Source organism: Pseudomonas guariconensis (assembly GCF_900102675.1).
Taxonomy (GTDB): domain Bacteria; phylum Pseudomonadota; class Gammaproteobacteria; order Pseudomonadales; family Pseudomonadaceae; genus Aquipseudomonas; species Aquipseudomonas guariconensis.
Window position 1 is genome coordinate 13315 of the sequence record NZ_FMYX01000009.1, and the last position, 21890, is coordinate 35204.

The window sequence follows — 21890 nt, forward strand, 5'->3', positions numbered from 1 at the left end:
TTTCAGAGAAAGCTGTAGGAAACGCCGGCGTAGACAGCAAAACCTTCGCCCGGCGTGGAGCGTGGGTTGTCCTTGCCCTGATCGTCATACCCAGGCGTCACCGTGGCGGCATAGCGTTTGTTGGTCAGGTTGCGCAGGTCCAGCCAGGTCTGCCAGTCCTGCTTCGGAGCATTCCAGCCCAGGCGGGCGCCGAGCAGGGCGTAGGCATCGGCATGGTAGCTGTTGGCGTAGTCGACCTGGACTTTGGAGGCCATCTGGGTGTTGAGGCCTGCATAGAAGCCGCTTGGCCAGTCGTAGCGTACCTCGGCCTGGTAATAGTGCATCGGGATGCCTGGCAGGCGGTTGTCGCCGAAGGTGTCGTCGTCCCGGTAATGGAAGTCGCTGAAGGTATAGGCCTGGCGCAGGGATACCCTGCCGATGCCGGCCTGTTCCCAGAGCGTGCTGTCCAGGCTAGCCTCGACGCCTTGGTGTACGGTGGGGCTGGCGTTGAACTCCTTGGGCAGGGCGCCTTGCACGATTTCTACGGCCAGCAGTTCGTGACGTACCTGCGAGTAGTACCAGGCCAGGTCCCAACGCCCCAGCTGCGAATCGCCCCGTGCACCCAGCTCCAGCGTGGTGGCGGTCTGGTTTTGCATTTCGATCGGCTGGGTAGGGACTGTCGAGCTCCAGATTAGCGACCAAGGGTGTGCAGGTTCCACGGAGCGGCTGAGGTTGCCATACACCTGCACTTGCGGACTGATGTCGTACCGCAAGCCCAGGCGAGGCGCATAGTCCCAGTCATGCTGGCTGACCTTGCCGCCATCCTGCGGGTAGGTCACATCGCTTTCGCGGCGGGTATAGATCATCGCCAGGCCGCTGGTCAGCCATAGATCAGGCATGAGTTCCAGGTCGTTGCCGACATGCAGTACGGTGTCCGAGCCCTGGTAGCTGAAGTCCCGGGTGCGTGGGCCGAAGGCATCGCCATCGCGGACGAACTGCGAGGCGCCGCTGTTGGGCAAGTGTTTGGTGGTGCGCCAACCGATGGTGGTGTTGCTCTGATGCCCGAACAGGGTGTCGCGGCGCACATAGTTGAGGGTCCCGCTGACATCGGTGTAGGCGACCTTGAGACGCATGGGGCCTTCGCGCAGGTCCATCGGGTAGTCGTGGTAGACCAGTCCCGCTTCCAGGCGAGCGTCATCCTCCAGGTAGAAGGTGGTCTTGTTGGCGACCCAAGTGCTACCCGGCTGCGGACGACTGTCGTCTCGGGCCAAGTAGGCTGGATTGGCTGCACGTGGATCATGCTTGACCTGTTCTTTGGTCAGGCGTCCAGCCAGGTCGTTCTCTGTTTCGCGGTAGCGCAGGTAGAAGCGTGTTTCCAGGTTGGGATTGAAGCGATAGCCGACGTTGGCGGCGAAACCCTTGGCGCTGCCGCTGCTGTGTTCCTGATAGCCATCGTATTCGGCGTCGGTCAAGGCCACGTAGTAATCCAGATCACCCAATACCTGTCCGGAGCTCACGTGCCGATGGGCGTATCCGCGACTGCCCACTTCATAGCGCACTTGAGCAGGCGCAGCGTCGTAGCCTGTGTGGGTCACATAGTTGATCGCGCCGCCGAGGGCCAATGCCCCCCGGTCGAAGCCATTGGCGCCACGCAGCACTTCGGCACGGCTCAGCCACAGGGGTTCGAACAGCTCGTAGGGCGTGCCCCCTGGGCCCGTCAACGGCAGGCCGTCGAACATCGTGTAGACACCAGAGCCATGGGCACCGGGTGCGCGATTGATGCCTGAGCCGCGGATCGACAGTTTGATGCCATCGTTGCCGGCCGACTGGGCGAAGACACCAGGCTGATAGGCCAGCACGTCCTGGTTGGTGGCGACGCGCCCTTGCTCGACACGTTGCATGTCGATGAGGTTGGTAGCCCCTGGGACCTCCCGTAGGCGCTGCGCGGCAGACTCCAGCTCACTTTGCTGCTGGCCTTCGATCACGACCTGCTCCAGCTCCAAAGGCGCAGCGGCCAGTGTCGAATGGCCGGTAGCAACGACCCATAGGCCGACAGCGCAAGGGAAAGGTGAAACGGGACGCATCGTACAACTCCGGGCAGTAGGGCGGGTAACAGGTGTCAGACGTACGCAAAATCCTTCAGAGCACGTCGCTTTTATGGGGAAAAAGTGCCCCTCTGCATGTAGGACGTTTTGTGTAGGGCGCCGATCTACAACCCTGGGCGCTGGAATCAAGCGGCGACGGCTTCGTAAGGTTCAAGCACATCAAACGTAAATGCCTTTGGGCTCTTATGACCGTAGGAGAGTGCCTCATGAACCTGCAACGCCAACTGGTACCTGACGTCGACGCCGATCAGCCCATCCACCTTACCCCCAGAGAACGGGAAGTGCTGCTGTGGTGCGCCTACGGCAAGACCTCCTGGGAAATCGGCCAAATCGTGGGCTGCAAGGAGTCAACGGTCAACTTCCATGTCAGCAATATCTTGCGCAAGTTCGCCGTGAACACCCGGGTAGCGGCGGTGATCAAGGCGATACGTTACGGCATGCTGAACAATCAGTGAGTGGAGGGCGAGCCGTGAGTCGGGATTCATACGTCCCATTTGAGTGCCGGCCCAAGCGCTATCTGGTCTACCACGATCCGTTCTGGCCGCGGATAGAGCTTGGGCGGTTGCGTGAGCGACTGGGGTTGTCATCGCAGGTCAGCGATACGCGATTGGAGCTCGCCGCCAGGAGCTCGATGGAGGTTGCAGCGCGAGAGTTCGCTGATTGGCGCCGTTGCCTGCGCGAGCGTGGCTATCGGCGGCTGATCGATGTCGACGGTCATGAGCAGGGGCGGGCACTTTCGATTTGCTATCTGCGTCTGGTGGAGGCCCGGACCCGCTGGAGCCTGGCCCAACAGGTCAGGGAAACGACGGTGAGCGGTGCCGGTAGCGAAGCGCAGGGGGATCAATGCTTGACAGGGCGATGGGTCAATTCTTCGAGGCGACGTTCCAGCTGAGAGATGCGCAACTTGTCCTCGATGGTCGCGCGGATGGCTTGCAGATCCAGTGCCGACAGGGCCCGCAACTGATCGAGCAGATCCGCCTCCCAAGCAGAGGGATGCCCTTGAGGGAGGGATGCGCTGGATGTTCGGTTTTGTTGCCCGTCCCCTAGAAGCAGCCAGTCGAGGGACACCCCTTGTTTCTGCGCCAACTCCATGCACAACGCGTAAGGAATACTCCCGCGTATCTTCCAACTGCTCAAGGTTTGCGGGCTGATACTCAATGCTTTGGCAAGTTCGGCATCGGTTCTGGCGCCGGTGAGGTCCTTCATTCGATGCAATATCGCAGACAGGGAAAGTGTACTCATTATGAATACCAAAAAAGGACTATGTATGAGATCTGTAGGCAAAAATATGCGATAAGAATATATTGGGAGCACCAAACAAATCGGTAACGGTATGAATGATGATCGCAGCGAAAATGCCTACATTTGCTCAGCTATATACCTACAACAACAATCAATCAAGCTTATGGACAAATCTCAGGCAAAAGATAGTCAGGCAGGACGCTTGGTTCGGCTATCGCAGGACGGAGAAAGTACTCAATACGAGTAAATGTTTCTGTAAGCCCATGAGCCGAACCCATCTGGATGGATGGGTGAAGCTCCACTCAGCGTCGGATGGTAAGTAACATGAATTTATCGAGAAGTCTTAAATCGGTGGGGGCGGACACTGACTGTGATCGTCACGGTGTCTTACACGCGGCGAGGGTACCTAAAAGGAGGTGCCTGTGAGCAGCTACAAATTGGTATGCCCTCATTGCACCGGCAAAATGCGGATTCGCACCAGTGAAGGGCGTCATATCTTCCTCCGTATCGCCTACCTGCAATGCGTCAACGAGGCCTGCGGCTGGTCGGTGCGTGCCCAGTTCGAGATGACCCATGAACTCTCCCCCAGCGGTATGCCAAATCCAGATGTCCACCTGCCGAGCGCCTATGGTGAGTTGCGGCGCGCCGCCCACAACCCGGGCTGTACACGCAAGCCGGCGCGCAATGGCAAAAATACACCAAGCACAGCATGACACCCGCCTTCGCCTACATGGAGCAGAAAACAAAACACCCCGCATGTGCGGGGTGTTTTGTTTTTGCAGATTGATCAGCCGATCAATTGCAGGCCGGCTTGTTGGACCAGTTCCAACAGAGGCTGTGGGTACACGCCCAGGACGAAGGCGAGGATAGCGATGGCCAGCAGCATGACGCCGCCAGTGCGCTGTTCCCACTTCAGCGGAGCGTCGTGGCGACGCAGGTTTGGCTCTACCAAGTACAGGGTGACCATGACGCGCAGGTAGTAGTACACGCCGATGGCGCTACCGATGACCAGGGCACCGACCAGCCACCACAGGTGCGACTCGACGCCAGTGGCGATGATGTAGAACTTGCCGATGAAGCCTGCGGTCAGCGGGATACCTGCCAACGACAGCATCATGACGGTCAGCACCGCGGTCAGGTACGGACGGCGCCAGAACAGGCCGCGATACTCGTACAGGGCATCGGCATCACGACCGGCATAGGGCGAAGACATCAAGGTGATCACGCCGAAGGCGCCCAGGCTGGTAATGACGTAGGTCACCAGGTAAACACCCATGGCCTCCAGGGCCAGGCCCTTGCTGGCGACCAGAGCGATGACCAGGTAGCCGAAGTGGGCGATGGACGAGTAACCGAGCAGACGCTTGAGGTTGCTCTGGGTCAACGCCAGCAGGTTGCCGATCAGGATCGAGGCGACGGCGATCACGGCCAGTACGGTGCTCAGCACACCGCTGCTGGCGGCAGGGGAGAGCATGAACAGGCGAACGACCACGGCGAAGACCGCGACCTTGCTGGCAGTGGCCAGGAACGCGGCGACCGGCGCCGGAGCACCTTCGTACACGTCCGGGGTCCACAGGTGGAACGGTACCAGCGACAGCTTGAAGGCCAGGCCCACCAGCATCATGCCCAGGCCCAGTTGGGCCAGCAGGCTCGGCATGCTGGTGGCAGCCAGTGCCTTGCCGATCTGGTCGAAGGTCAGGCTGCCGGCATCGGCGTACAGCAGGGCCATGCCGAACAGCAGGAAGGCAGAGCCTGCCGCAGAAAGCACCATGTACTTGATGCCGGCTTCCAGCGAACGCTTGTTGAAGAATGCATACGCCACCAGGCCATAGACCGGTACCGACAGCAGTTCCAGGCCAATGAACAGGCCAGCCAGGTGGTTGGCGCTGACCAGCACCAGGCCGCCCAGGGCGGACATCAGCAGCAGCAAGTACAGTTCTTCACGGTTGCCCGGGTAGCCCTTGGACCCTTCGCCCAAGTAGGCATGGGCGAGGGTGACGCAGGCCAGGGTTGCCACCAGGATGATCGCCATGTACAGGCAGGCGAACTTGTCGATGGTCACAAGCGAGGTGACCGCCAGCGGCGCGACCTTCAGCGCCGGCAGGATCGACAGCAGGGCCAGGTTCAGGCCCACGGTGGACAGCAGGAAGGTCTGCGAGTGATTGCGCTTCCAGGCGATCGCCAGCATCACCACCACCGTCGTGACGGTGGTGATGAGCATCGGCGCCAATGCGATGAAGTGTTGAGTGGTGAATTCCATAGCGCTCTTACCGGGCCGAAGCGAGTTGAGTGAAAGCGGAACCGATCCACTGCTGCACACCGCTCATGGTGGCGGCAGAGGTGTCCAGGAACGGCTGCGGGTACACGCCGAGCAGGATCAGCAGGCCGGCCAGGACCAGGACCATGATCAGTTCGCGACCGTCCATGCCGGCCAGTACGGTGTCGGACTTGGCCGGACCGAAGTAGGCGCGGTGGATCATGATCAGCGAGTAGACCGAGCCAAAGACCAGGCCAGTGGTGGCGATCACGGTGATCCAGGGTACATGGACGAAGCTGCCGATCAGGATCAGGAACTCACCGACGAAGTTGCCGGTACCTGGCAGGCCCAGGGAGGCGGCGGCGAAGAACAGGCTGATGGCAGGAAGATAGGCGATGCGGTGCCACAGGCCGCCCATTTCGCGCATGTCACGGGTATGCATGCGCTCGTACAGCTGGCCGGCCAGGATGAACAGCGCCGCGGCCGACAGACCGTGGGCCAGCATCTGGATCACCGCGCCCTGCAGTGCTTGCTGGCTGCCGGAATAGATGCCGATCAGCACGAAGCCCATGTGCGAGACGCTGGAGAAGGCCACCAGGCGCTTGATGTCGGTTTGCGCGAAGGCCAGGAAGGCCCCGTAGAAGATACCGATCAGGCCCAGGGTCATGGCGATTGGCGCGAACTCGGCCGAAGCGTTCGGGAACAGCGGCAGGGCGAAGCGCAGCAGGCCGTAGGCCGCAGTCTTCAGCAAGATACCGGCCAGGTCCACGGAGCCTGCGGTCGGTGCCTGGGCGTGAGCGTCAGGCAGCCAGGAGTGGAACGGCACCACCGGCAGCTTCACGGCGAAGGCGATGAAGAAGCCCAGCATCAGCAGGTACTCGGTACCGGCTGGCAGTTCGGCCTTGAGCAGGTCGCTGTAGTTGAAGGTGATGACGCCGGTGCTGTTGTAGTTCACCAGTACCAGGCCAAGGATCGCCACCAGCATGATCAGGCCGCTGGCCTGGGTGAAGATGAAGAACTTGGTGGCAGCGTAGATCCGGGTCTTCTTGCCGTCGGCGGAGCTGTGACCCCAGAGCGCGATGAGGAAGTACATCGGCACCAGCATCATTTCCCAGAAGAAGAAGAACAGGAACAGGTCCAGGGCCAGGAACACACCGACCACACCGCCCAGGATCCACATCAGGTTGAGGTGGAAGAAGCCGACGTGGCGCTGGATCTCTTTCCAGGAGCACAGGACCGAAAGCACACCCAGCAGGCCGGTGAGCAGGATCATCAGCAGCGACAGGCCATCGAGGGCCAGGTGAATGCTGATGCCGAAGCGCTTGATCCACTCGACTTTGTATTCGAGGGTCCAAGCCGGTTCCGCGCCCGGGGCAGGGGCCAGGGTGTAGTCGCCGTTAGCCCACAGCCACAGGCCGATGCCAAGCAGCAGGGACATGGTCAGCAGCGCGATCCAGCGGGGCAGGGTGGCGCCGAAGCGCTCACCCAGCCAGCACAGGAGGCCGCCGATGAAGGGGATCAGGATCAGCCAAGGCAGAATCATGACGGGTTCGTTTCCTTTCGCAAAGTCGCAAGGTTCATAGTCATACCGCGGCCACTACCACGGCGCCGAGTACCAGAACGGCACCTACGGCGATCGAGGCGGTGTACCAGCGCAGCTGGCCGGTTTCGGTCTTGCTCATGGCGACGTGACCGCCGCGAGCCATCCGAGGAATCAGGCCGATGCTGCGGTCAACCGGATCCTTGCGCAGGATGTGGCTGATCAGCAGATAAGGTTTGACGAACAGCTTGTCGTAGATCCAGTCGAAGCCCCAGGCGGCGAACCACCAGGCCGACAGGACGCGACCGATGCCGCTGTTGGCGATCGCGCTGACCAGGGTGCGTTTGCCCAGGAACAGCACCGCGGCCAGCAGGATACCGGCGATGGCGATGGCGCCAGAGACGATTTCAAGCGAGTGCTGGGCTTCGCCACCTGCATGACCGACGCTCTGTGGCAGTACACCCGCCAGAGGCGGGTGGATCCAGGCGCCGACGAAGGTCGACAGCACGATCAGCACACCCAGTGGCAGCCAGTGGGAGATACCGTGGCCGGCGTGGGCTTCGGTCTTCGCTTCGCCGTGGAAGGCGATGAAGATCAGGCGGAAGGTGTACAGCGAGGTCATGAACGCACCGACCAGGCCAGCGTACAACAGGCCGGTATGGCCGCTGGCGAAGGCTTCCCAGAGGATCTCGTCCTTGGAGTAGAAGCCCGCGGTCAGGATCGGCAGGGCGGCCAGGGCGGCACCACCGACCACGAAGCTGGCGTAGGCCAGCGGCAGCTTCTTCCACAGGCCACCCATCTTGAAGATGTTCTGCTCATGGTGGCAGGCAACGATGACCGCACCGGAGGCAAGGAACAGCAGGGCCTTGAAGAAGGCGTGGGTCATCAGGTGGAAGATCGCGCCTTCCCAGGCACCGACGCCCAAGGCCAAGAACATGTAGCCGATCTGGCTCATGGTCGAGTAGGCGAGGATACGCTTGATGTCGGTCTGGACCAGCGCGGCGAAGCCGGCCAGGACCAGGGTCACGCCACCGACGATACCCACCAGGTGCAGGATGTCCGGCGCCAGAAGGAACAGGCCGTGGGTACGGGCGATCAGGTAGACGCCCGCGGTCACCATGGTTGCGGCGTGGATCAGCGCGGAGACCGGAGTCGGACCGGCCATCGCATCGGCGAGCCAGGTCTGCAGTGGCAGTTGGGCCGATTTACCGACGGCGCCGCCGAGCAGCATCAGGGTCGCCAGCACCATCCAGGTATCGCCTGCCTGGAACTTCTGCGGTGCCAGCACCAGCAGTTCCTGGACGTTCAGAGTACCCAGCTGGGCGAACAGGATGAACAGGCCGATGGCCATGAACACGTCGCCGATACGGGTGACGATGAAGGCCTTCAGTGCAGCGTTACCGTTGTTGCGATTACTGTAGTAGAAACCGATCAACAGGTAGGAGCACAGGCCCACACCTTCCCAGCCGAAGTAAATGAACAGCAGGTTGTCGCCCAGCACCAGGAACAACATGCTGGCGATGAACAGGTTGGTGTACGAGAAGAAGCGCGAGTAACCGGCTTCGCCACGCATGTACCAGGACGCGAACAGGTGGATCAGGAAGCCCACGCCGGTGACCACGCCGAGCATGGTGATCGACAGACCATCCACGTACAGGGTGAAGTTCGGCGCAAAGCCGTCCACCGACATCCACTGCCACAGCAGCTGGCTGTACGCACCGCCTTCAGGCGGCGCGACATTGAATTGCCAGATCACATAGGCGGCCACGGCGGCCGACAGGCCGACGGAACCGACGCCGATCAGCGCGGACAGGTTCTCCGAGAACCGCCCGCGCGAGAACGACAGCAGCAGGAAGCCGATCAGGGGGAAGACGAAAGTCAGGAAGATAAGGTTCATCCGCGCATCTCACTGGCAGCATCGATGTCGAGAGTGTGGAAGCGGCGATACAGCTGCAGCAGGATCGCCAGGCCAATGCTGGCCTCGGCGGCTGCCAGGCTGATCACCAGAATGAACATCACCTGACCGTCGGGTTGAACCCAACGGGCGCCGGCGACGATGAACGCCAGGGCAGCGGCGTTCATCATGACTTCCAGACTCATGAGCACGAAGAGGATGTTGCGGCGGACCATCAGGCCAACCAGACCTAAGCAGAACAGGATGCCGGCGACCGCCAGCCCATGCTCGAGAGGGATAGCACCCATGATTTACTCCTTCGCCTCGTTGCGGCCCAGGTGGAAGGCGGTGACGGCCGCGGCCAGCAGCAGCATCGAAGCCAGTTCGACCACCAGCAGGTAAGGACCGAACAGGCTGATGCCCACGGCCTTGGCGTCCACGGTAGTACCGCTGATGGCCGCGCCGCTTGGCTCGGCGAACAGCACGTACAGCAGCTCAAGCAGCAGCAGGGCGGCCAGGAACACGGGCCCTGCCCAGATACCCGGCTTGAGCCAGCCACGCTCCTGCGCGACCGAAGCCGGCCCGAGGTTGAGCATCATCACCACGAAGACGAACAGCACCATGATGGCGCCAGCATAGGCGATTACTTCCAGGGCGCCGGCAAACGGCGCACCCAGGGAGAAGAAGATCATCGCCACGGAGATCAGGGAAATGATCAGGTAGAGCAGGGCGTGCACGGGGTTGGTGCCGGTCACCACCCGAAGGGTGGAAACCACGGCGATCCCGGATGCGAAGTAGAAAGCGAATTCCATCTTTCTGTCCTTATGGGAGCAAGCTCTTCACGTTGATCGGCTCGGCTTCGTTCTGTGCAGCGCCCTTAGGCTTGCCAGCGATCGCCATACCCGCAACACGGTAGAAGTTGTAGTCAGGGTTCTTGCCGGGGCCGGAGATCAGGAGGTCTTCCTTCTCGTACACCAGGTCCTGACGCTTGAACTCGGCCATTTCGAAATCCGGAGTCAGCTGGATCGCGGTGGTCGGGCACGCTTCCTCGCACAGGCCGCAGAAGATGCAGCGCGAGAAGTTGATGCGGAAGAACTCCGGATACCAGCGGCCGTCCTCGGTCTCGGCCTTCTGCAGCGAGATGCAGCCAACCGGGCAGGCCACCGCGCAGAGGTTGCACGCCACGCAGCGCTCCTCGCCGTCGGGGTCGCGGGTCAGGACGATGCGGCCGCGGTAGCGCGGCGGCAGGTACACGGGCTCTTCGGGGTATTGCAGGGTATCGCGCTTGCGGAACCCGTGGGAGAACACCATCACCAGGCTGCGCAGCTGGGTGCCGGTGCCTTTAACGATGTCGCCGATATATTTGAACATGGGTCAAATCCTCACTGGGCCGCGACGGCTGGCGTGTTGTAGAGCACGATCGCAGCGGTCACCAGCAAATTGATCAAGGTCAGCGGCAGGCAGAACTTCCAGCTGAAGTCCATCACCTGGTCATAGCGTGGGCGCGGAATCGACGCGCGCAGCAGGATGAACAGCATGATGAAGAACGCGGTCTTCAGGGCGAACCACAGGAACGGAACCTGTGGCAGCAGGCCGAATGGGCCGTGCCAGCCGCCGAAGAACAGGGTCACCAGCAGCGCCGAGATCAGGATGATGCCGATGTACTCACCGACGAAGAACATGCCCCACTTCATGCCGGCATATTCAATGTGGTAGCCGTCAGCCAGTTCCTGTTCCGCTTCTGGCTGGTCGAACGGGTGACGGTGAGTCACGGCGACGCCAGCGATGAAGAAGGTGCAGAAGCCGAAGAACTGCGGAATGATGAACCACAGGTTCTGTGCCTGGTAGTCGACGATGTCGCGCATGTTGAACGAACCGACCTGAACCACCACGCCCATCAGCGCCAGGCCCAGGAACACTTCGTACGACACGGTCTGGGCCGAAGCACGCAGGCTGCCGAGCAGGGCGTACTTGTTGTTCGACGACCAGCCGGCGAACAGCACCGCATACACCGACAGACCGGCCATGGCGAAGAAGAACAGCAGACCGATGTTCAGGTCAGCCACGCCCCAGACCGGAGTGATCGGGATGACCACGAAGGCGATCAGCAGGGCGCTCATGGCCACGACTGGCGCCAGGGTGAAGATCATGCGATCGACGAAAGGCGGGTTCCAGTCTTCCTTGAAGAACATCTTCAGCATGTCGGCAGCGATCTGGAACATGCCGAACGGGCCGACACGGTTCGGACCGTAGCGGTCCTGCCACCAACCCAGCAGGCGACGCTCGACGAAGCTGAGCAGCGCGCCGCAGACCACCACCGCCAGCAGGACCACGATGGCCCGGACGACGGTGAGGATCACATCGATCACTTCGGGGGTGAACCAGCTCATTGTGCTGCCTCCTGCAGACCTTCGACGGATGCTCCGAAGATGGCAGGCGGAATGCCGGCCAGGCCTTTCGGCAGCGCGACCAGGCCAGCGCCCAGCTCTTCATTGACACGCAGCGGCAGGCGCAGGGAGACGCCTGCCACGTTCAGGCTCAGCAGGGCACCCTCGTTGACGCCCAGGCGGTCGGCCTCGGACTTGGCCAGTGCCACGTAGGCGGCCGGGATGCGTTCTTGCACCGGGGCGGCGCGGGAAGAAGACTCTTCGCTGCCGAACAGGTGGTAGAACGGCACGGCAGTCCAGGTGCCGCGGGCCGGGTTGAAGGCCGCCGGGATGGTGGTGAACCAGTGCAGGCGATCGCCTTGCGGCTCGATCAGGCGCACGCCTGGATCGCCAGCGCGCAGGTGGCCGCCGACCTCGTCCTGGAACTTGTTCCAGGCCTGTGGGGAGTTCCAGCCCGGCGACCAGGCGAATGGCACCTGCTGGCGCGGTTCGGCCGAGCCCGAGTAGCCTTCCATGGAGAAGGCGAAGGCGGTGTCCTTGTCTTGCGGGGTACGCGGTTCGTGCACGCTGATGTTGGCGCGCATGGCAGTACGACCGGAATAGCGCAGCGGTTCACGGGCCAGTTTCAAGCCCTTGATGCGGAACGCGGCCGAAGGCGCTGCGTTGACGATGCCGGCCAGTTGCGGGGCGGCTTCGGCGCAGGCGCTGGTGACGTGATCCAGTTGGGTCCAGTCGACCGGCTTGTTCAGCAGGGTCGCACGCAGGGCGTGCATCCAGCGCCAGCCTTCGTGAACCAGGATGCTGCTGTCGAGGTATTGCGGGTCGAACACCTGGAAGAAGCGCTGTGCACGGCCTTCCTGGCTGACCAGGGTACCGTCGCCTTCGGCGAAGGTGGCCGCCGGCAGCACCAGATGGGCGCGGTCGGTGGTCGGGGTCTTGGAGTGGTCGGCGACGATCACCACCTTGGCCGCGGCCAGGGCAGCGTCAACCTTGGCGGCCGGCACGCGGGCGTACAGGTCGTTCTCCAGCACTACGATAGCGTCGGCCTTGCCGCTGATGACGGCATCCAGCGCGGCGTCGACGGACTCACCGCCCATCATGGCCATGCCGAGGCTGTTGGCTTCTGGCACCACCAGGCTCAGCGAGCCGTTCTTCTCACGCAGCTTCAAGGCCTTGGCGATGTTGGCGGCGGCTTCGATCAGTGCGGGGTCGGCCAGGGAAGTGCCGGCGACTACCAGCGGACGCTGGGCTGCGACCAGGGCATCGGCGATGCGCTGGGCCAGAGCCTTGGCTTCGGCGTCCAGGCCGTCAACGGCAGGTGCGCTCGGATCGATGGCGTGGGCCACGGCGAAGCCCAGGCGAGCCAGGTCCGCCGGCGCTGCGTGCACGCACTCCTCGGCTACGTCGTCGAGCTTGGTTTCAGCCAGCGAGGCGATGAACAGCGGATACAGCGCGTGCTGGCCGATGTTCTTGACCGCAGCGTCCAGCCACGGTTGTACGCGCATGGCGTCGGCCATGGCTTCGGCCTTGCCCTTGGTGGCCTGGCGCACGGCCAGTGCGACGCGGGCGGCGGTCTGGGTCAGGTCTTCACCGAGGACGAACACAGCGTCGTGGTCTTCGATGTCGCGCAGGGTCGGCACGGGCAGCGGGCTATTGTTGAGCACCTCGAGAGCAAGGCGCACGCGGGCCAACTCGCCGGCTTCCATACCCGAATAGAAATAGTCGGCGCCGACCAGCTCACGCAGGCCATAGTTGCTTTCCAGGCTGGCGCGTGGCGAGCCGATACCGACGATGGTGCGACCGCGCAGCAGGTCGGCGGCTTTGTCCAGGGCAGCGTCCAGGCCCAGCTTGGTGCCGTCGGCCAGGTGCGGTTGGCGTGGACGGTCGCTGCGGTTGACGTAGCCATAGCCGAAGCGGCCACGGTCGCACAGGAAGTACTGGTTGACCGAGCCGTTGAAGCGGTTCTCGATACGGCGCAGTTCACCATAGCGCTCACCGGGGCTGATGTTGCAGCCGCTGGAGCAGCCGTGGCAGATGCTCGGGGCGAACTGCATGTCCCACTTGCGGTTGTAGCGCTCGGAGTGGGTCTTGTCGGTGAACACGCCGGTCGGGCAGACCTCGGTCAGGTTGCCGGAGAACTCGCTCTCCAGCACGCCGTCTTCGACGCGACCGAAGTACACGTTGTCGTGGGCGCCGTAGACACCCAGGTCGGTACCGCCTGCGTAGTCCTTGTAGTAGCGAACGCAGCGGTAGCAGGCGATGCAGCGGTTCATCTCATGGGCGATGAACGGGCCGAGGTCCTGGTTCTGGTGGGTACGCTTGGTGAAACGGTAGCGGCGCTCGTTGTGGCCGGTCATTACCGTCATGTCCTGCAGGTGGCAGTGACCGCCTTCCTCGCACACTGGGCAGTCGTGCGGGTGGTTGGTCATCAGCCATTCGACGACGCTGGCGCGGAACGCCTTGGATTCTTCATCGTCGATGGAGATCCAGGTGCCGTCGGAGGCAGGGGTCATGCAGGACATGACGATACGACCGCGGGTGTCGTTCTCGTCGGTGTACTGCTTGACCGCGCACTGCCGGCAGGCGCCGACGCTACCGAGCGCCGGGTGCCAGCAGAAATAGGGGATGTCGAGGCCGAGCGACAGACAGGCCTGTAACAGGTTGTCCGCACCATTGACTTCGAGCGCTTTGCCGTCTACGTGGATAGTGGCCATGGTTCAAAGTTCTTCGTTGGCCCGCGTGAGCAGGCGTGGCTAATGGAAATCGGTGAGCCTGCGGCCAGCCACGAATCGTTCGGGCCGGCCTGCAGGCTGGCGGATGGCACGGACCATCCGCGATTCATCTTGTTATGCGCCGACCACGACCGGCCCGGTCGGTATCGGCTTGGCCAGGTTCGGGCGCAGGGCGTCGCCAGCGCTGGCTGGGGCGACACCGGCCTCGAACTCGGACCGGAAATACTTGATGGCACTGCCCAGAGGCTCGACGGCACCCGGTGCGTGAGCACAGAAGGTCCGGCCTGGGCCGAGGAAGTTGACCAGTCCCAGCAGCGTCTCGATGTCCTCGGCACGGCCTTGGCCTTTCTCCAGGGCGCGCAACATCTTCACGCTCCATGGCAGACCGTCACGGCACGGGGTGCACCAGCCGCACGATTCTCGGGCGAAGAACTCTTCCATGTTGCGCAGCAGCGAGACCATATTGATGCTGTCGTCGACCGCCATGGCCAGGCCCGTACCCATACGGGTGCCGACCTTGGCGATGCCACCGGCATACATCTGTGCGTCGAGGTGCTCGGGCAGCAGGAAACCGGTACCGGCGCCGCCTGGCTGCCAGCACTTGAGCTTGTAGCCATCGCGCATGCCACCGGCGTAGTCCTCGAACAGCTCGCGGGCGGTGACGCCAAACGGCAGTTCCCACAGGCCAGGGTTCTTCACCTTGCCGGAGAAGCCCATCAGCTTGGTGCCGTGGTCTTCGCTGCCTTCGCGGGCCAGCGACTTGTACCAGTCGTTGCCGTTGGCGACGATGGCCGGAACGTTGCACAGGGTCTCGACGTTGTTCACGCAGGTCGGCTTGCCCCACACACCGACGGCGGCAGGGAAGGGCGGCTTGGAGCGTGGGTTGGCGCGGCGGCCTTCCAGGGAGTTGATCAGTGCGGTTTCTTCACCGCAGATGTAGCGGCCGGCACCGGTGTGCACGAACAGTTCGAAGTCGAAACCGCTGCCGAGGATGTTCTTGCCCAGAAGGCCTGCGGCCTTGGCTTCCTCGATGGCGCGGTTGAGGTTCTTGGCCGCAGTGGTGTATTCGCCACGCAGGAAGATGTAGCCGCGGTAGGCCTTCAAGGCGCGGGCACTGATCAGCATGCCCTCGACCAGCAGATGGGGCTGTTGCTCCATCAGCATGCGGTCTTTCCAGGTGTTGGGCTCCATTTCGTCCGCGTTGCACAGCAGGTAGCGGATGTTCATGGACTCGTCCTTGGGCATCAGGCCCCACTTCACGCCAGTGGGGAAGCCTGCGCCACCACGGCCCTTGAGGCCGGAGTCCTTGACGCTTTGGACGATATCATCCGCAGACATTTGCGCCAGCGCCTTGCGGGCGGCGGCGTAGCCGTTCTTGGCCTGGTACTCTTCGAGCCAAATCGGCTCGCCGTCGTCACGCAGGCGCCAGGTCAGCGGATGGGTTTCAGCCGAGCGCGCGATGCGGTTGGCCGGGCCGAAGGAAGTGATGGTCATACGTAACCCTCCAGCAGTTTGGCGACGCCGGCAGGTTGCACGTCGCCAAAGGTGTCATCGTCGATCATCAGTGCCGGGGCCTTGTCGCAGTTGCCCAGGCAGCAGACCGGCAGCAGGGTGAAGCGGCCATCGGCAGTGGTCTGGCCCAGGCCGATGCCCAGCTCGCTCTGGATCTGGCTGACCACCGACTCGTGGCCACCGATGTAGCAGACCATGCTGTCGCAGACGCGAATGATGTGGCGACCGACCGGCTGGCGGAAGATCTGGCTGTAGAAGGTGGCCACGCCTTCGACGTCGCTGGCTGGGATGCCCAGGACTTCGCCGATGGCGTAGATGGCGCCGTCCGGCACCCAGCCACGTTCTTTCTGAACGATCTTCAGGGCTTCGATGGACGCCGCGCGCGGATCCTCGTAGTGGTGCATCTCATGCTCGATGGCCGAGCGCTCGGTTTCGCTCAGGACGAAACGGTCGGTTTGGATAAGCGTGTTGTTCATGCTTAGCGGTCCACGTCAGCCATAACGAAGTCGATACTGCCCAGGTACGCGATGAGGTCCGCGACCATGCTGCCTTTGATCACCGATGGGATCTGCTGCAGGTGCGGGTAGCTCGGGGTACGGATCCGGGTGCGGTAGCTCATGGTGCCGCCATCGCTCGTCAGGTAGTAACTGTTGATGCCCTTGGTCGCCTCGATCATCTGGAACGACTCGTTGGCCGGCATGACCGGGCCCCACGAGACTTGCAGGAAGTGGGTGATCAGGGTCTCGATGTGCTGCAGGGTGCGCTCTTTGGGCGGCGGCGTGGTCAGCGGGTGATCCGCCTTGTACGGGCCTTCCGGCATGTTGCGCAGGCACTGGTCGATGATGCGGATACTCTGGCGCATCTCCTCGACGCGGACCATGCAGCGATCGTAGGCATCGCCGTTGTGGGCCAGCGGTACTTCGAACTCGAAGTTCTCGTAGCCGGAGTAGGGGCGGGCTTTACGCAGGTCGAAGTCGCAGCCGGTGGCACGCAGGCCGGCACCGGTGGTACCCCACGACAGCGCTTCCTGGGTGTTGTACGCGGCGACGCCGATGGTACGACCCTTGAGGATGCTGTTCTTGAGCGCAGCCTTTTCGTACTCGTCCAGGCGCTTGGGCAGCCATTCGACGAAGTCCTTGACCAGCTTGTCCCAGCCGCGTGGCAGGTCGTGGGCGACGCCACCGATGCGGTACCAGGCCGGGTGCAGACGGAAACCAGTGATCGCCTCGATCACGGTGTAGGCCCGCTGGCGGTCGGTAAAGGTGAAGAACACCGGGGTCATGGCGCCCACGTCTTGGATGTAGGTACCCAGGAACAGCAGGTGGCTGGTGATCCTGAAGAACTCGGCCAACATGACGCGAATGGTGTCGACCTTCTGCGGCACCTTGATGCCGGCCAGCTTCTCGACAGCCAGGACGTACGGCAGGTTGTTCATCACCCCACCGAGGTAGTCGATGCGGTCGGTGTAGGGGATGAAACTGTGCCAGGACTGGCGCTCGGCCATCTTCTCTGCACCACGGTGGTGGTAGCCGATGTCCGGAACGCAGTCGACGATCTCTTCGCCGTCCAGTTGCAGGACGATACGGAAGGCACCGTGAGCCGAAGGGTGGTTGGGACCCAGGTTGAGGAACATGTAGTCCTCGTTGGCGCCGTGACGCTTCATGCCCCAGGCTTCGGGGTTGAAGCGCGCCGATTCCTCTTCAAGCTGCTGCTTGGCCAGGTTCAGGCTGTACGGATCGAATTCGGTGGCGCGCGCCGGGAAGTCCTTGCGCAGCGGGTGGCCTTCCCAGGTCGGTGGCATGAGGATGCGCGACAGGTGCGGATGGCCGGCGAAGTCGATGCCGAACATGTCCCAGACTTCGCGCTCGTACCAGTTGGCGTTTGGCCAGATGCCGGTGACCGACGGCAGGTTCAGGTCGCCTTCGCTCAAGGCCACCTTGATCATCACGTCGCTGTTACGTTCGACCGACAGCAGGTGGTAGAACACGCTGAAATCGGCAGCCGGCAGGCCGCGGCGCTGGGTGCGCAGGCGCTCGTCCACGCCGTGCAGGTCGAACAGCATGCTGTACGGCTTGGCAACGTTGCGCAGGAAGGAGAGGACGTCTTTGAGCTGGGCGCGGTTTACCCACAGGACCGGCATGCCGGTGCGGGTTTCCTGGGCGACGAATGCGTCTGCGCCAAAACGGTTGTGCAGTTCGACGACCACATCTTGGTCGTCAGCCTTGTAAGGCGGAATATAAATAGCGGTGTCCGCTGTCATGGTCTCGGTCGCTTTGAGTCAACGTAGAGAATGAAGCCAGGCCGCCGGCTCCTTCCGGAGCGGGCGGCATGTCGCTGGATCAGACTTCGTCGGGGCTGCGCAGGTTGGTGACCTGGATGCGCTGTTCACGACGCAGGTCTTTCTGGGCGGGCATCTCGGCACGGTAAATGCCTTGATCACCGACAACCCAGGAAAGCGGGCGTCGCTCCTGGCCGATCGACTCCTGCAGCAGCATCAGGCCCTGCAGGAAGGCTTCGGGGCGAGGCGGGCAGCCAGGCACGTAGACATCCACGGGGAGGAACTTGTCGACCCCCTGAACGACCGAGTAAATGTCGTACATGCCGCCGGAGTTGGCGCACGAGCCCATGGAGATCACCCACTTGGGTTCGAGCATCTGCTCGTAGAGGCGCTGAATGATCGGCGCCATCTTGATGAAGCAGGTGCCGGCGACGACCATGAAGTCGGCCTGACGGGGCGAGGCCCGGATGACTTCGGCGCCGAAGCGGGCGATGTCATGGGGTGCCGTGAAGGCCGTGGTCATTTCCACGTAGCAGCAGGACAGGCCGAAGTTGTACGGCCAGAGGGAGTTCTTGCGACCCCAGTTGACCGCGCCACGCAGCACATCTTCGAGCTTGCCCATGAAGATGTTCTTGTGGACCTGGTCCTCTAGCAGTTGATCGGTGACGGTTTCCCGTTCACCGACCGGGTACTGCTCGTTGGGCGCATCCGGATCGATTCTGGTGAGATTGTATTGCATGCCAAAGCCTCATTGTTTCAGCTTCGCTTGCCGCTTGCGGCGACCTTCGGGAGCCCAATCGAGCGCCCCGACGCGCCATAGGTAGACAAGACCAGCCAACAGAATTGCAATGAAAACGAGTGCTTCGACGAATCCGGTCCAGCCGCTTTCGCGGACGGACACAGACCATGCATACAGGAAGAGGGCTTCGATATCGAAGATCACGAACAGCATCGCGACCAGATAGAATTTGGCGGACAGGCGCAGACGGGCGCTGCCGACGGGCAGCATGCCGGATTCGAAGGGTTCGTTCTTGGCGCGACCCCAAGCCTTGCTACCGAGCAGGCTGGAGAGGCCGAGCATGAAGGCACACAGGCCGACGACACCCAGGAGGAAGATGGCAAAGCCCCAGTTGTGGGCGATGAGTCCTACCGAATCGGACATGCTAGAAATCCTTATACAGAGACCCAGCTCTGCAGTCTGAAATAAGTAGAGCGGCGACGCGTGTCGCGGTTGCAGTGACCAAATGTCGCAGCTGAATCAATCGGGCTGATTTTATGGGTAAACCCGGTGCAAGTAAAATTTCTGTGGCAAATTTATTCGTAGGATTAAGAACAAAAAAATCTCCTAAATGGCTGAAACCCTTGAGTTTCGGGCATTGCACGCGCTTTTGTTAATTATGTTTCTTGCATCATGTAACGACCTTTTGCGCCAGTAATGATAATTAATATCATTTGGCCTGATGTGTTGTTTTAAACCTGGCCTGACGCTTGCAAAGTTCATTTTTCCAGCGTGTATCTTGCAAATAAGAAAGCCTCTCGTTCTAGCAGCTGGGCTCGCGTCTTGCACCGCTCTGAATCAACAGTTTATCGATTGAGCCACGATAAGCCGACGCGGCGATTGCCCATTGGCCCAGCCAGTAGGCGAGAATGATCAAGAATTGGGCGCCGGCGAATGGCATGACGAAGCGGTCGATGCCGATCAGGCTGTCGGAGAACACGAATAGGCCGGCTCCGATTGCAGCCAGCCCACCGCAGGCGAGGGCGCGCCAGAGCATTGCACCAATCGCCAAGGCATAAAGCGCCACGGGTATCAGCAAGGACCCCAGGCCGTGGCTGGCCAGCAGTGCGAACAGCGCGCAGGTGAGCAGTACACATACCGCCAGTGTGGCCAGGGCGGGGCGCCGAGTGATGCGGCAATAGGCATGCAGGTAGGCCAGGTGTGCGCAGAAGAAGGCTGCAAGGCCGAAAACGAACCAATCGCGTGGAACGGCCAAAATGATATCGCCCAGTACCGAAAAACCGAGTCCGATACTGATCCAGCGCGTGTAGGGCGTCGCAGGAGCGCTGCATAGCCAGGCAATCAATGCCAGCACTGGCAATGGCTTGGCCAGCAATGCGAGCAGGGTATTGTCGCTGGCCAATGCATATATATAGAAGGCGGCGGCCGTGAGGGCGATGGCGATCAGATGGCTTGGACGGGGCATGGGCGGTCCTTGCTGCTGGGTAGCCACAAGCATAGACCCATGTTGCCGGCTGTGCTGCGAACGCTGAGGGCTAAGCGGGTTCCTACGTGGTAATCAGAAATACGTGTAGGAACAACGTTGTTGCCACTCGATAAAGAAAAAGGCCCGACACCTTTGCAGGGTCGGGCCTCGTTCGAAGGGCGTCACACTCAGTGGAACTGCTCTTCCTCGGTCGAGCCGGTCAGGGCGGTTACCGACGAAGCGCCACCTTGAATCACGGTGGTCATGTCGTCGAAGTAGCCGGTGCCGACTTCCTGCTGGTGCGCCACGAAGGTATAGCCTTTGCTGGCGTCAGCGAACTCCTGCTCCTGCAGCTTGACGTAGGCGGTCATGTCGTTGCGGGCGTAGTCGTGCGCCAAGTTGAACATGCCGTGCCACATGTTGTGGATGCCTGCCAGGGTGATGAACTGGTGCTTGTAGCCCATGGCCGACAGTTCGCGCTGGAACTTGGCGATGGTGGCGTCGTCCAGGTTCTTCTTCCAGTTGAAGGATGGCGAGCAGTTGTACGACAGGATCTGGTCCGGGTACTCCTTCTTGATCGCCTCGGCGAAGCGGCGAGCTTCTTCGAGGTCCGGCTTGGCGGTTTCACACCAGATCAGGTCGGCATACGGGGCATAGGCCAGGCCGCGGGCGATGGCTTGGTCGAGGCCGGCGCGGACTTTATAGAAGCCCTCACGCGTGCGCTCGCCGATCACGAACGGCTGGTCGTACGGGTCGCAATCGCTGGTCAGCAGGTCAGCGGCGTTGGCGTCGGTACGGGCCAGGATGATGGTCGGTACGCCAGCGACGTCCGCAGCCAGGCGGGCAGCAACGAGTTTTTGCACGGCTTCCTGGGTTGGGACCAGTACCTTGCCACCCATGTGGCCGCATTTTTTCACCGAGGCCAGCTGGTCTTCGAAGTGAACCCCGGCTGCGCCTGCCTCGATCATGTTCTTCATCAGTTCGTAGGCGTTCAGCACGCCGCCGAAACCGGCTTCGGCGTCTGCCACGATCGGTGCGAAGTAGTCGATGTAGCCTTCGTCACCTGGGTTCTTGCCTGCTTTCCACTGGATCTGGTCGGCGCGGCGGAAGGCGTTGTTGATGCGCTTGACCACGGTCGGAACCGAATCGACCGGGTACAGCGACTGGTCAGGGTACATGGACTCGGCCGAGTTGTTGTCGGCGGCCACCTGCCAGCCAGACAGGTAGATGGCCTGGATGCCGGCCTTGACCTGCTGGACTGCCTGGCCGCCGGTCAGGGCGCCCATGCAGTTGACGAAATCTTTTTCAGGGCGGAAGGACGGATGGGCACCTTCGGTGACCAGCTTCCACAGTTTCTCTGCACCCTGGCGAGCGAAGGTGTGCTCCGGCTGCAGGGAACCACGCAGGCGGACGACATCGGCGGCGGTATAGGTACGGGTCACGCCTTTCCAGCGCGGGTTCTCGGCCCAGTCTTTCTCAAGGGCTGCAATTTGCTGTTCGCGTGTCAGTGCCATGGAAATAAAACCTCGTCGCATCAGTCTTTGAAGTAAGTGCTTGTGCTCTGCGGTTCAGAAGCCTGGCGGCTGTCCTGTCCGGCGGAAGGTGAGTGCGTACGAGGGAGGCTCGAAGGGGAAGAGGTGCAGGGCCGGGCGAGGTGTGGCGGCAGGTCGGCTCGTGGATGCCTTGCTGCGGTGCGACAGGACTGCCAGGTACTGCGGTGATGCGCTTCCGTCCCTCGGGACAACTTCTTCGTTGCAGTCACT

At 62.0% G+C, this 21890-nt stretch carries 19 protein-coding genes and 1 pseudogene; 3 read left to right on the forward strand and 17 right to left on the reverse strand.

The annotated features are described in order from the left end of the window. Positions 1–2: 2 nt before the first annotated feature. Positions 3–2063 (reverse strand): TonB-dependent receptor family protein, encoded by a 2061-nt coding sequence (locus BLS27_RS15650; protein ID WP_090345549.1) that lies wholly within the window; start codon positions 2061–2063, stop codon positions 3–5. A 227-nt stretch (positions 2064–2290) separates the two neighbouring features. Between BLS27_RS15650 and BLS27_RS15655 the strand changes: the two genes are divergently transcribed. Both BLS27_RS15655 and BLS27_RS15660 read left to right on the forward strand, forming a co-directional pair. Continuing rightward, the gene (locus tag BLS27_RS15655; protein WP_043209129.1) at positions 2291–2539 is read left to right on the forward strand and encodes a helix-turn-helix domain-containing protein; all 249 of its coding nucleotides are present in this window, start codon (positions 2291–2293) and stop codon (positions 2537–2539) included. Positions 2540–2601: 62 nt separating this feature from the next. Continuing rightward, positions 2602–2916, forward strand: a pseudogene (locus tag BLS27_RS15660) (head completion/stabilization protein); the annotation flags it as partial. Between the two features lie 8 nt (positions 2917–2924). Here the strand turns inward: BLS27_RS15660 and BLS27_RS15665 are convergent. Next, entirely contained in the window at positions 2925–3326 is a 402-nt protein-coding gene (locus tag BLS27_RS15665; protein ID WP_043209131.1) for a helix-turn-helix domain-containing protein, read from the reverse strand. A 422-nt stretch (positions 3327–3748) separates the two neighbouring features. Here BLS27_RS15665 and BLS27_RS15670 point away from each other — a divergent pair, with 422 nt between their 5' ends. After that, the gene (locus BLS27_RS15670; protein ID WP_043209133.1) at positions 3749–4039 is read left to right on the forward strand and encodes an Ogr/Delta-like zinc finger protein; all 291 of its coding nucleotides are present in this window, start codon (positions 3749–3751) and stop codon (positions 4037–4039) included. A 74-nt stretch (positions 4040–4113) separates the two neighbouring features. Here BLS27_RS15670 and nuoN read toward each other — a convergent pair whose 3' ends face one another. The 15 genes from nuoN to aceA form a co-directional block, all read right to left on the reverse strand. Further along, positions 4114–5583 carry an NADH-quinone oxidoreductase subunit NuoN gene (nuoN, locus tag BLS27_RS15675; RefSeq protein WP_043209136.1) on the reverse strand — a complete coding sequence of 490 codons (1470 nt, stop codon included), beginning with the start codon at positions 5581–5583 and terminating at the stop codon, positions 4114–4116. A 7-nt stretch (positions 5584–5590) separates the two neighbouring features. Further along, positions 5591–7123 (reverse strand): NADH-quinone oxidoreductase subunit M, encoded by a 1533-nt coding sequence (gene nuoM, locus BLS27_RS15680; protein WP_090345551.1) that lies wholly within the window; start codon positions 7121–7123, stop codon positions 5591–5593. A gap of 40 nt (positions 7124–7163) precedes the next feature. Then, entirely contained in the window at positions 7164–9017 is a 1854-nt protein-coding gene (gene nuoL, locus BLS27_RS15685; protein ID WP_070091880.1) for an NADH-quinone oxidoreductase subunit L, read from the reverse strand. Next, the gene (nuoK, locus tag BLS27_RS15690; protein ID WP_023631349.1) at positions 9014–9322 is read right to left on the reverse strand and encodes an NADH-quinone oxidoreductase subunit NuoK; all 309 of its coding nucleotides are present in this window, start codon (positions 9320–9322) and stop codon (positions 9014–9016) included. Before nuoK ends, nuoL begins: the two co-directional genes overlap by 4 nt. Before the next feature lie 3 nt (positions 9323–9325). After that, a complete protein-coding gene (nuoJ, locus tag BLS27_RS15695) occupies positions 9326–9826 on the reverse strand; it encodes an NADH-quinone oxidoreductase subunit J (protein WP_043209139.1) in 501 nt (166 codons plus the stop codon). A 10-nt stretch (positions 9827–9836) separates the two neighbouring features. Then, positions 9837–10385 (reverse strand): NADH-quinone oxidoreductase subunit NuoI, encoded by a 549-nt coding sequence (nuoI, locus tag BLS27_RS15700; protein WP_043209143.1) that lies wholly within the window; start codon positions 10383–10385, stop codon positions 9837–9839. Between the two features lie 11 nt (positions 10386–10396). Then, positions 10397–11404 (reverse strand): NADH-quinone oxidoreductase subunit NuoH, encoded by a 1008-nt coding sequence (gene nuoH, locus BLS27_RS15705; protein ID WP_043209145.1) that lies wholly within the window; start codon positions 11402–11404, stop codon positions 10397–10399. Beyond that, the gene (nuoG, locus tag BLS27_RS15710; RefSeq protein WP_043209148.1) at positions 11401–14115 is read right to left on the reverse strand and encodes an NADH-quinone oxidoreductase subunit NuoG; all 2715 of its coding nucleotides are present in this window, start codon (positions 14113–14115) and stop codon (positions 11401–11403) included. Before nuoG ends, nuoH begins: the two co-directional genes overlap by 4 nt. Positions 14116–14247: 132 nt before the next feature. Then, positions 14248–15627, reverse strand: coding sequence for an NADH-quinone oxidoreductase subunit NuoF (gene nuoF / locus BLS27_RS15715; protein ID WP_043209150.1), 1380 nt, complete (start codon positions 15625–15627; stop codon positions 14248–14250). Beyond that, entirely contained in the window at positions 15624–16121 is a 498-nt protein-coding gene (nuoE, locus tag BLS27_RS15720) for an NADH-quinone oxidoreductase subunit NuoE (protein ID WP_043209152.1), read from the reverse strand. Before nuoE ends, nuoF begins: the two co-directional genes overlap by 4 nt. A gap of 2 nt (positions 16122–16123) precedes the next feature. Next, a complete protein-coding gene (gene nuoC, locus BLS27_RS15725) occupies positions 16124–17905 on the reverse strand; it encodes an NADH-quinone oxidoreductase subunit C/D (protein WP_043209154.1) in 1782 nt (593 codons plus the stop codon). 79 nt (positions 17906–17984) lie between these two features. Next, the gene (locus BLS27_RS15730; RefSeq protein ID WP_043209157.1) at positions 17985–18662 is read right to left on the reverse strand and encodes a NuoB/complex I 20 kDa subunit family protein; all 678 of its coding nucleotides are present in this window, start codon (positions 18660–18662) and stop codon (positions 17985–17987) included. A 9-nt stretch (positions 18663–18671) separates the two neighbouring features. Beyond that, positions 18672–19085 carry an NADH-quinone oxidoreductase subunit A gene (locus tag BLS27_RS15735; RefSeq protein ID WP_043209159.1) on the reverse strand — a complete coding sequence of 138 codons (414 nt, stop codon included), beginning with the start codon at positions 19083–19085 and terminating at the stop codon, positions 18672–18674. 379 nt (positions 19086–19464) lie between these two features. Then, positions 19465–20127: a lysoplasmalogenase gene (locus BLS27_RS15740; protein ID WP_177343685.1), complete on the reverse strand. Its 663-nt coding sequence runs from the start codon at positions 20125–20127 to the stop codon at positions 19465–19467. A gap of 188 nt (positions 20128–20315) precedes the next feature. Next, a complete protein-coding gene (gene aceA, locus BLS27_RS15745) occupies positions 20316–21641 on the reverse strand; it encodes an isocitrate lyase (RefSeq protein WP_043209162.1) in 1326 nt (441 codons plus the stop codon). Positions 21642–21890 lie beyond the last annotated feature (249 nt).

Coding starts and splice junctions, on each gene's coding strand:
- BLS27_RS15650 (WP_090345549.1), bottom strand. CDS start 2,063: ATGCGTCCCGTTTCACCTTTCCCTTGCGCTGTCGGCCTATGGGTCGTT.
- BLS27_RS15655 (WP_043209129.1), top strand. CDS start 2,291: ATGAACCTGCAACGCCAACTGGTACCTGACGTCGACGCCGATCAGCCC.
- BLS27_RS15665 (WP_043209131.1), bottom strand. CDS start 3,326: ATGAGTACACTTTCCCTGTCTGCGATATTGCATCGAATGAAGGACCTC.
- nuoN (WP_043209136.1), bottom strand. CDS start 5,583: ATGGAATTCACCACTCAACACTTCATCGCATTGGCGCCGATGCTCATC.
- nuoM (WP_090345551.1), bottom strand. CDS start 7,123: ATGATTCTGCCTTGGCTGATCCTGATCCCCTTCATCGGCGGCCTCCTG.
- nuoL (WP_070091880.1), bottom strand. CDS start 9,017: ATGAACCTTATCTTCCTGACTTTCGTCTTCCCCCTGATCGGCTTCCTG.
- nuoK (WP_023631349.1), bottom strand. CDS start 9,322: ATGGGTGCTATCCCTCTCGAGCATGGGCTGGCGGTCGCCGGCATCCTG.
- nuoJ (WP_043209139.1), bottom strand. CDS start 9,826: ATGGAATTCGCTTTCTACTTCGCATCCGGGATCGCCGTGGTTTCCACC.
- nuoI (WP_043209143.1), bottom strand. CDS start 10,385: ATGTTCAAATATATCGGCGACATCGTTAAAGGCACCGGCACCCAGCTG.
- nuoH (WP_043209145.1), bottom strand. CDS start 11,404: ATGAGCTGGTTCACCCCCGAAGTGATCGATGTGATCCTCACCGTCGTC.
- nuoG (WP_043209148.1), bottom strand. CDS start 14,115: ATGGCCACTATCCACGTAGACGGCAAAGCGCTCGAAGTCAATGGTGCG.
- nuoF (WP_043209150.1), bottom strand. CDS start 15,627: ATGACCATCACTTCCTTCGGCCCGGCCAACCGCATCGCGCGCTCGGCT.
- nuoE (WP_043209152.1), bottom strand. CDS start 16,121: ATGAACAACACGCTTATCCAAACCGACCGTTTCGTCCTGAGCGAAACC.
- nuoC (WP_043209154.1), bottom strand. CDS start 17,905: ATGACAGCGGACACCGCTATTTATATTCCGCCTTACAAGGCTGACGAC.
- BLS27_RS15730 (WP_043209157.1), bottom strand. CDS start 18,662: ATGCAATACAATCTCACCAGAATCGATCCGGATGCGCCCAACGAGCAG.
- BLS27_RS15735 (WP_043209159.1), bottom strand. CDS start 19,085: ATGTCCGATTCGGTAGGACTCATCGCCCACAACTGGGGCTTTGCCATC.
- BLS27_RS15740 (WP_177343685.1), bottom strand. CDS start 20,127: ATGCCCCGTCCAAGCCATCTGATCGCCATCGCCCTCACGGCCGCCGCC.
- aceA (WP_043209162.1), bottom strand. CDS start 21,641: ATGGCACTGACACGCGAACAGCAAATTGCAGCCCTTGAGAAAGACTGG.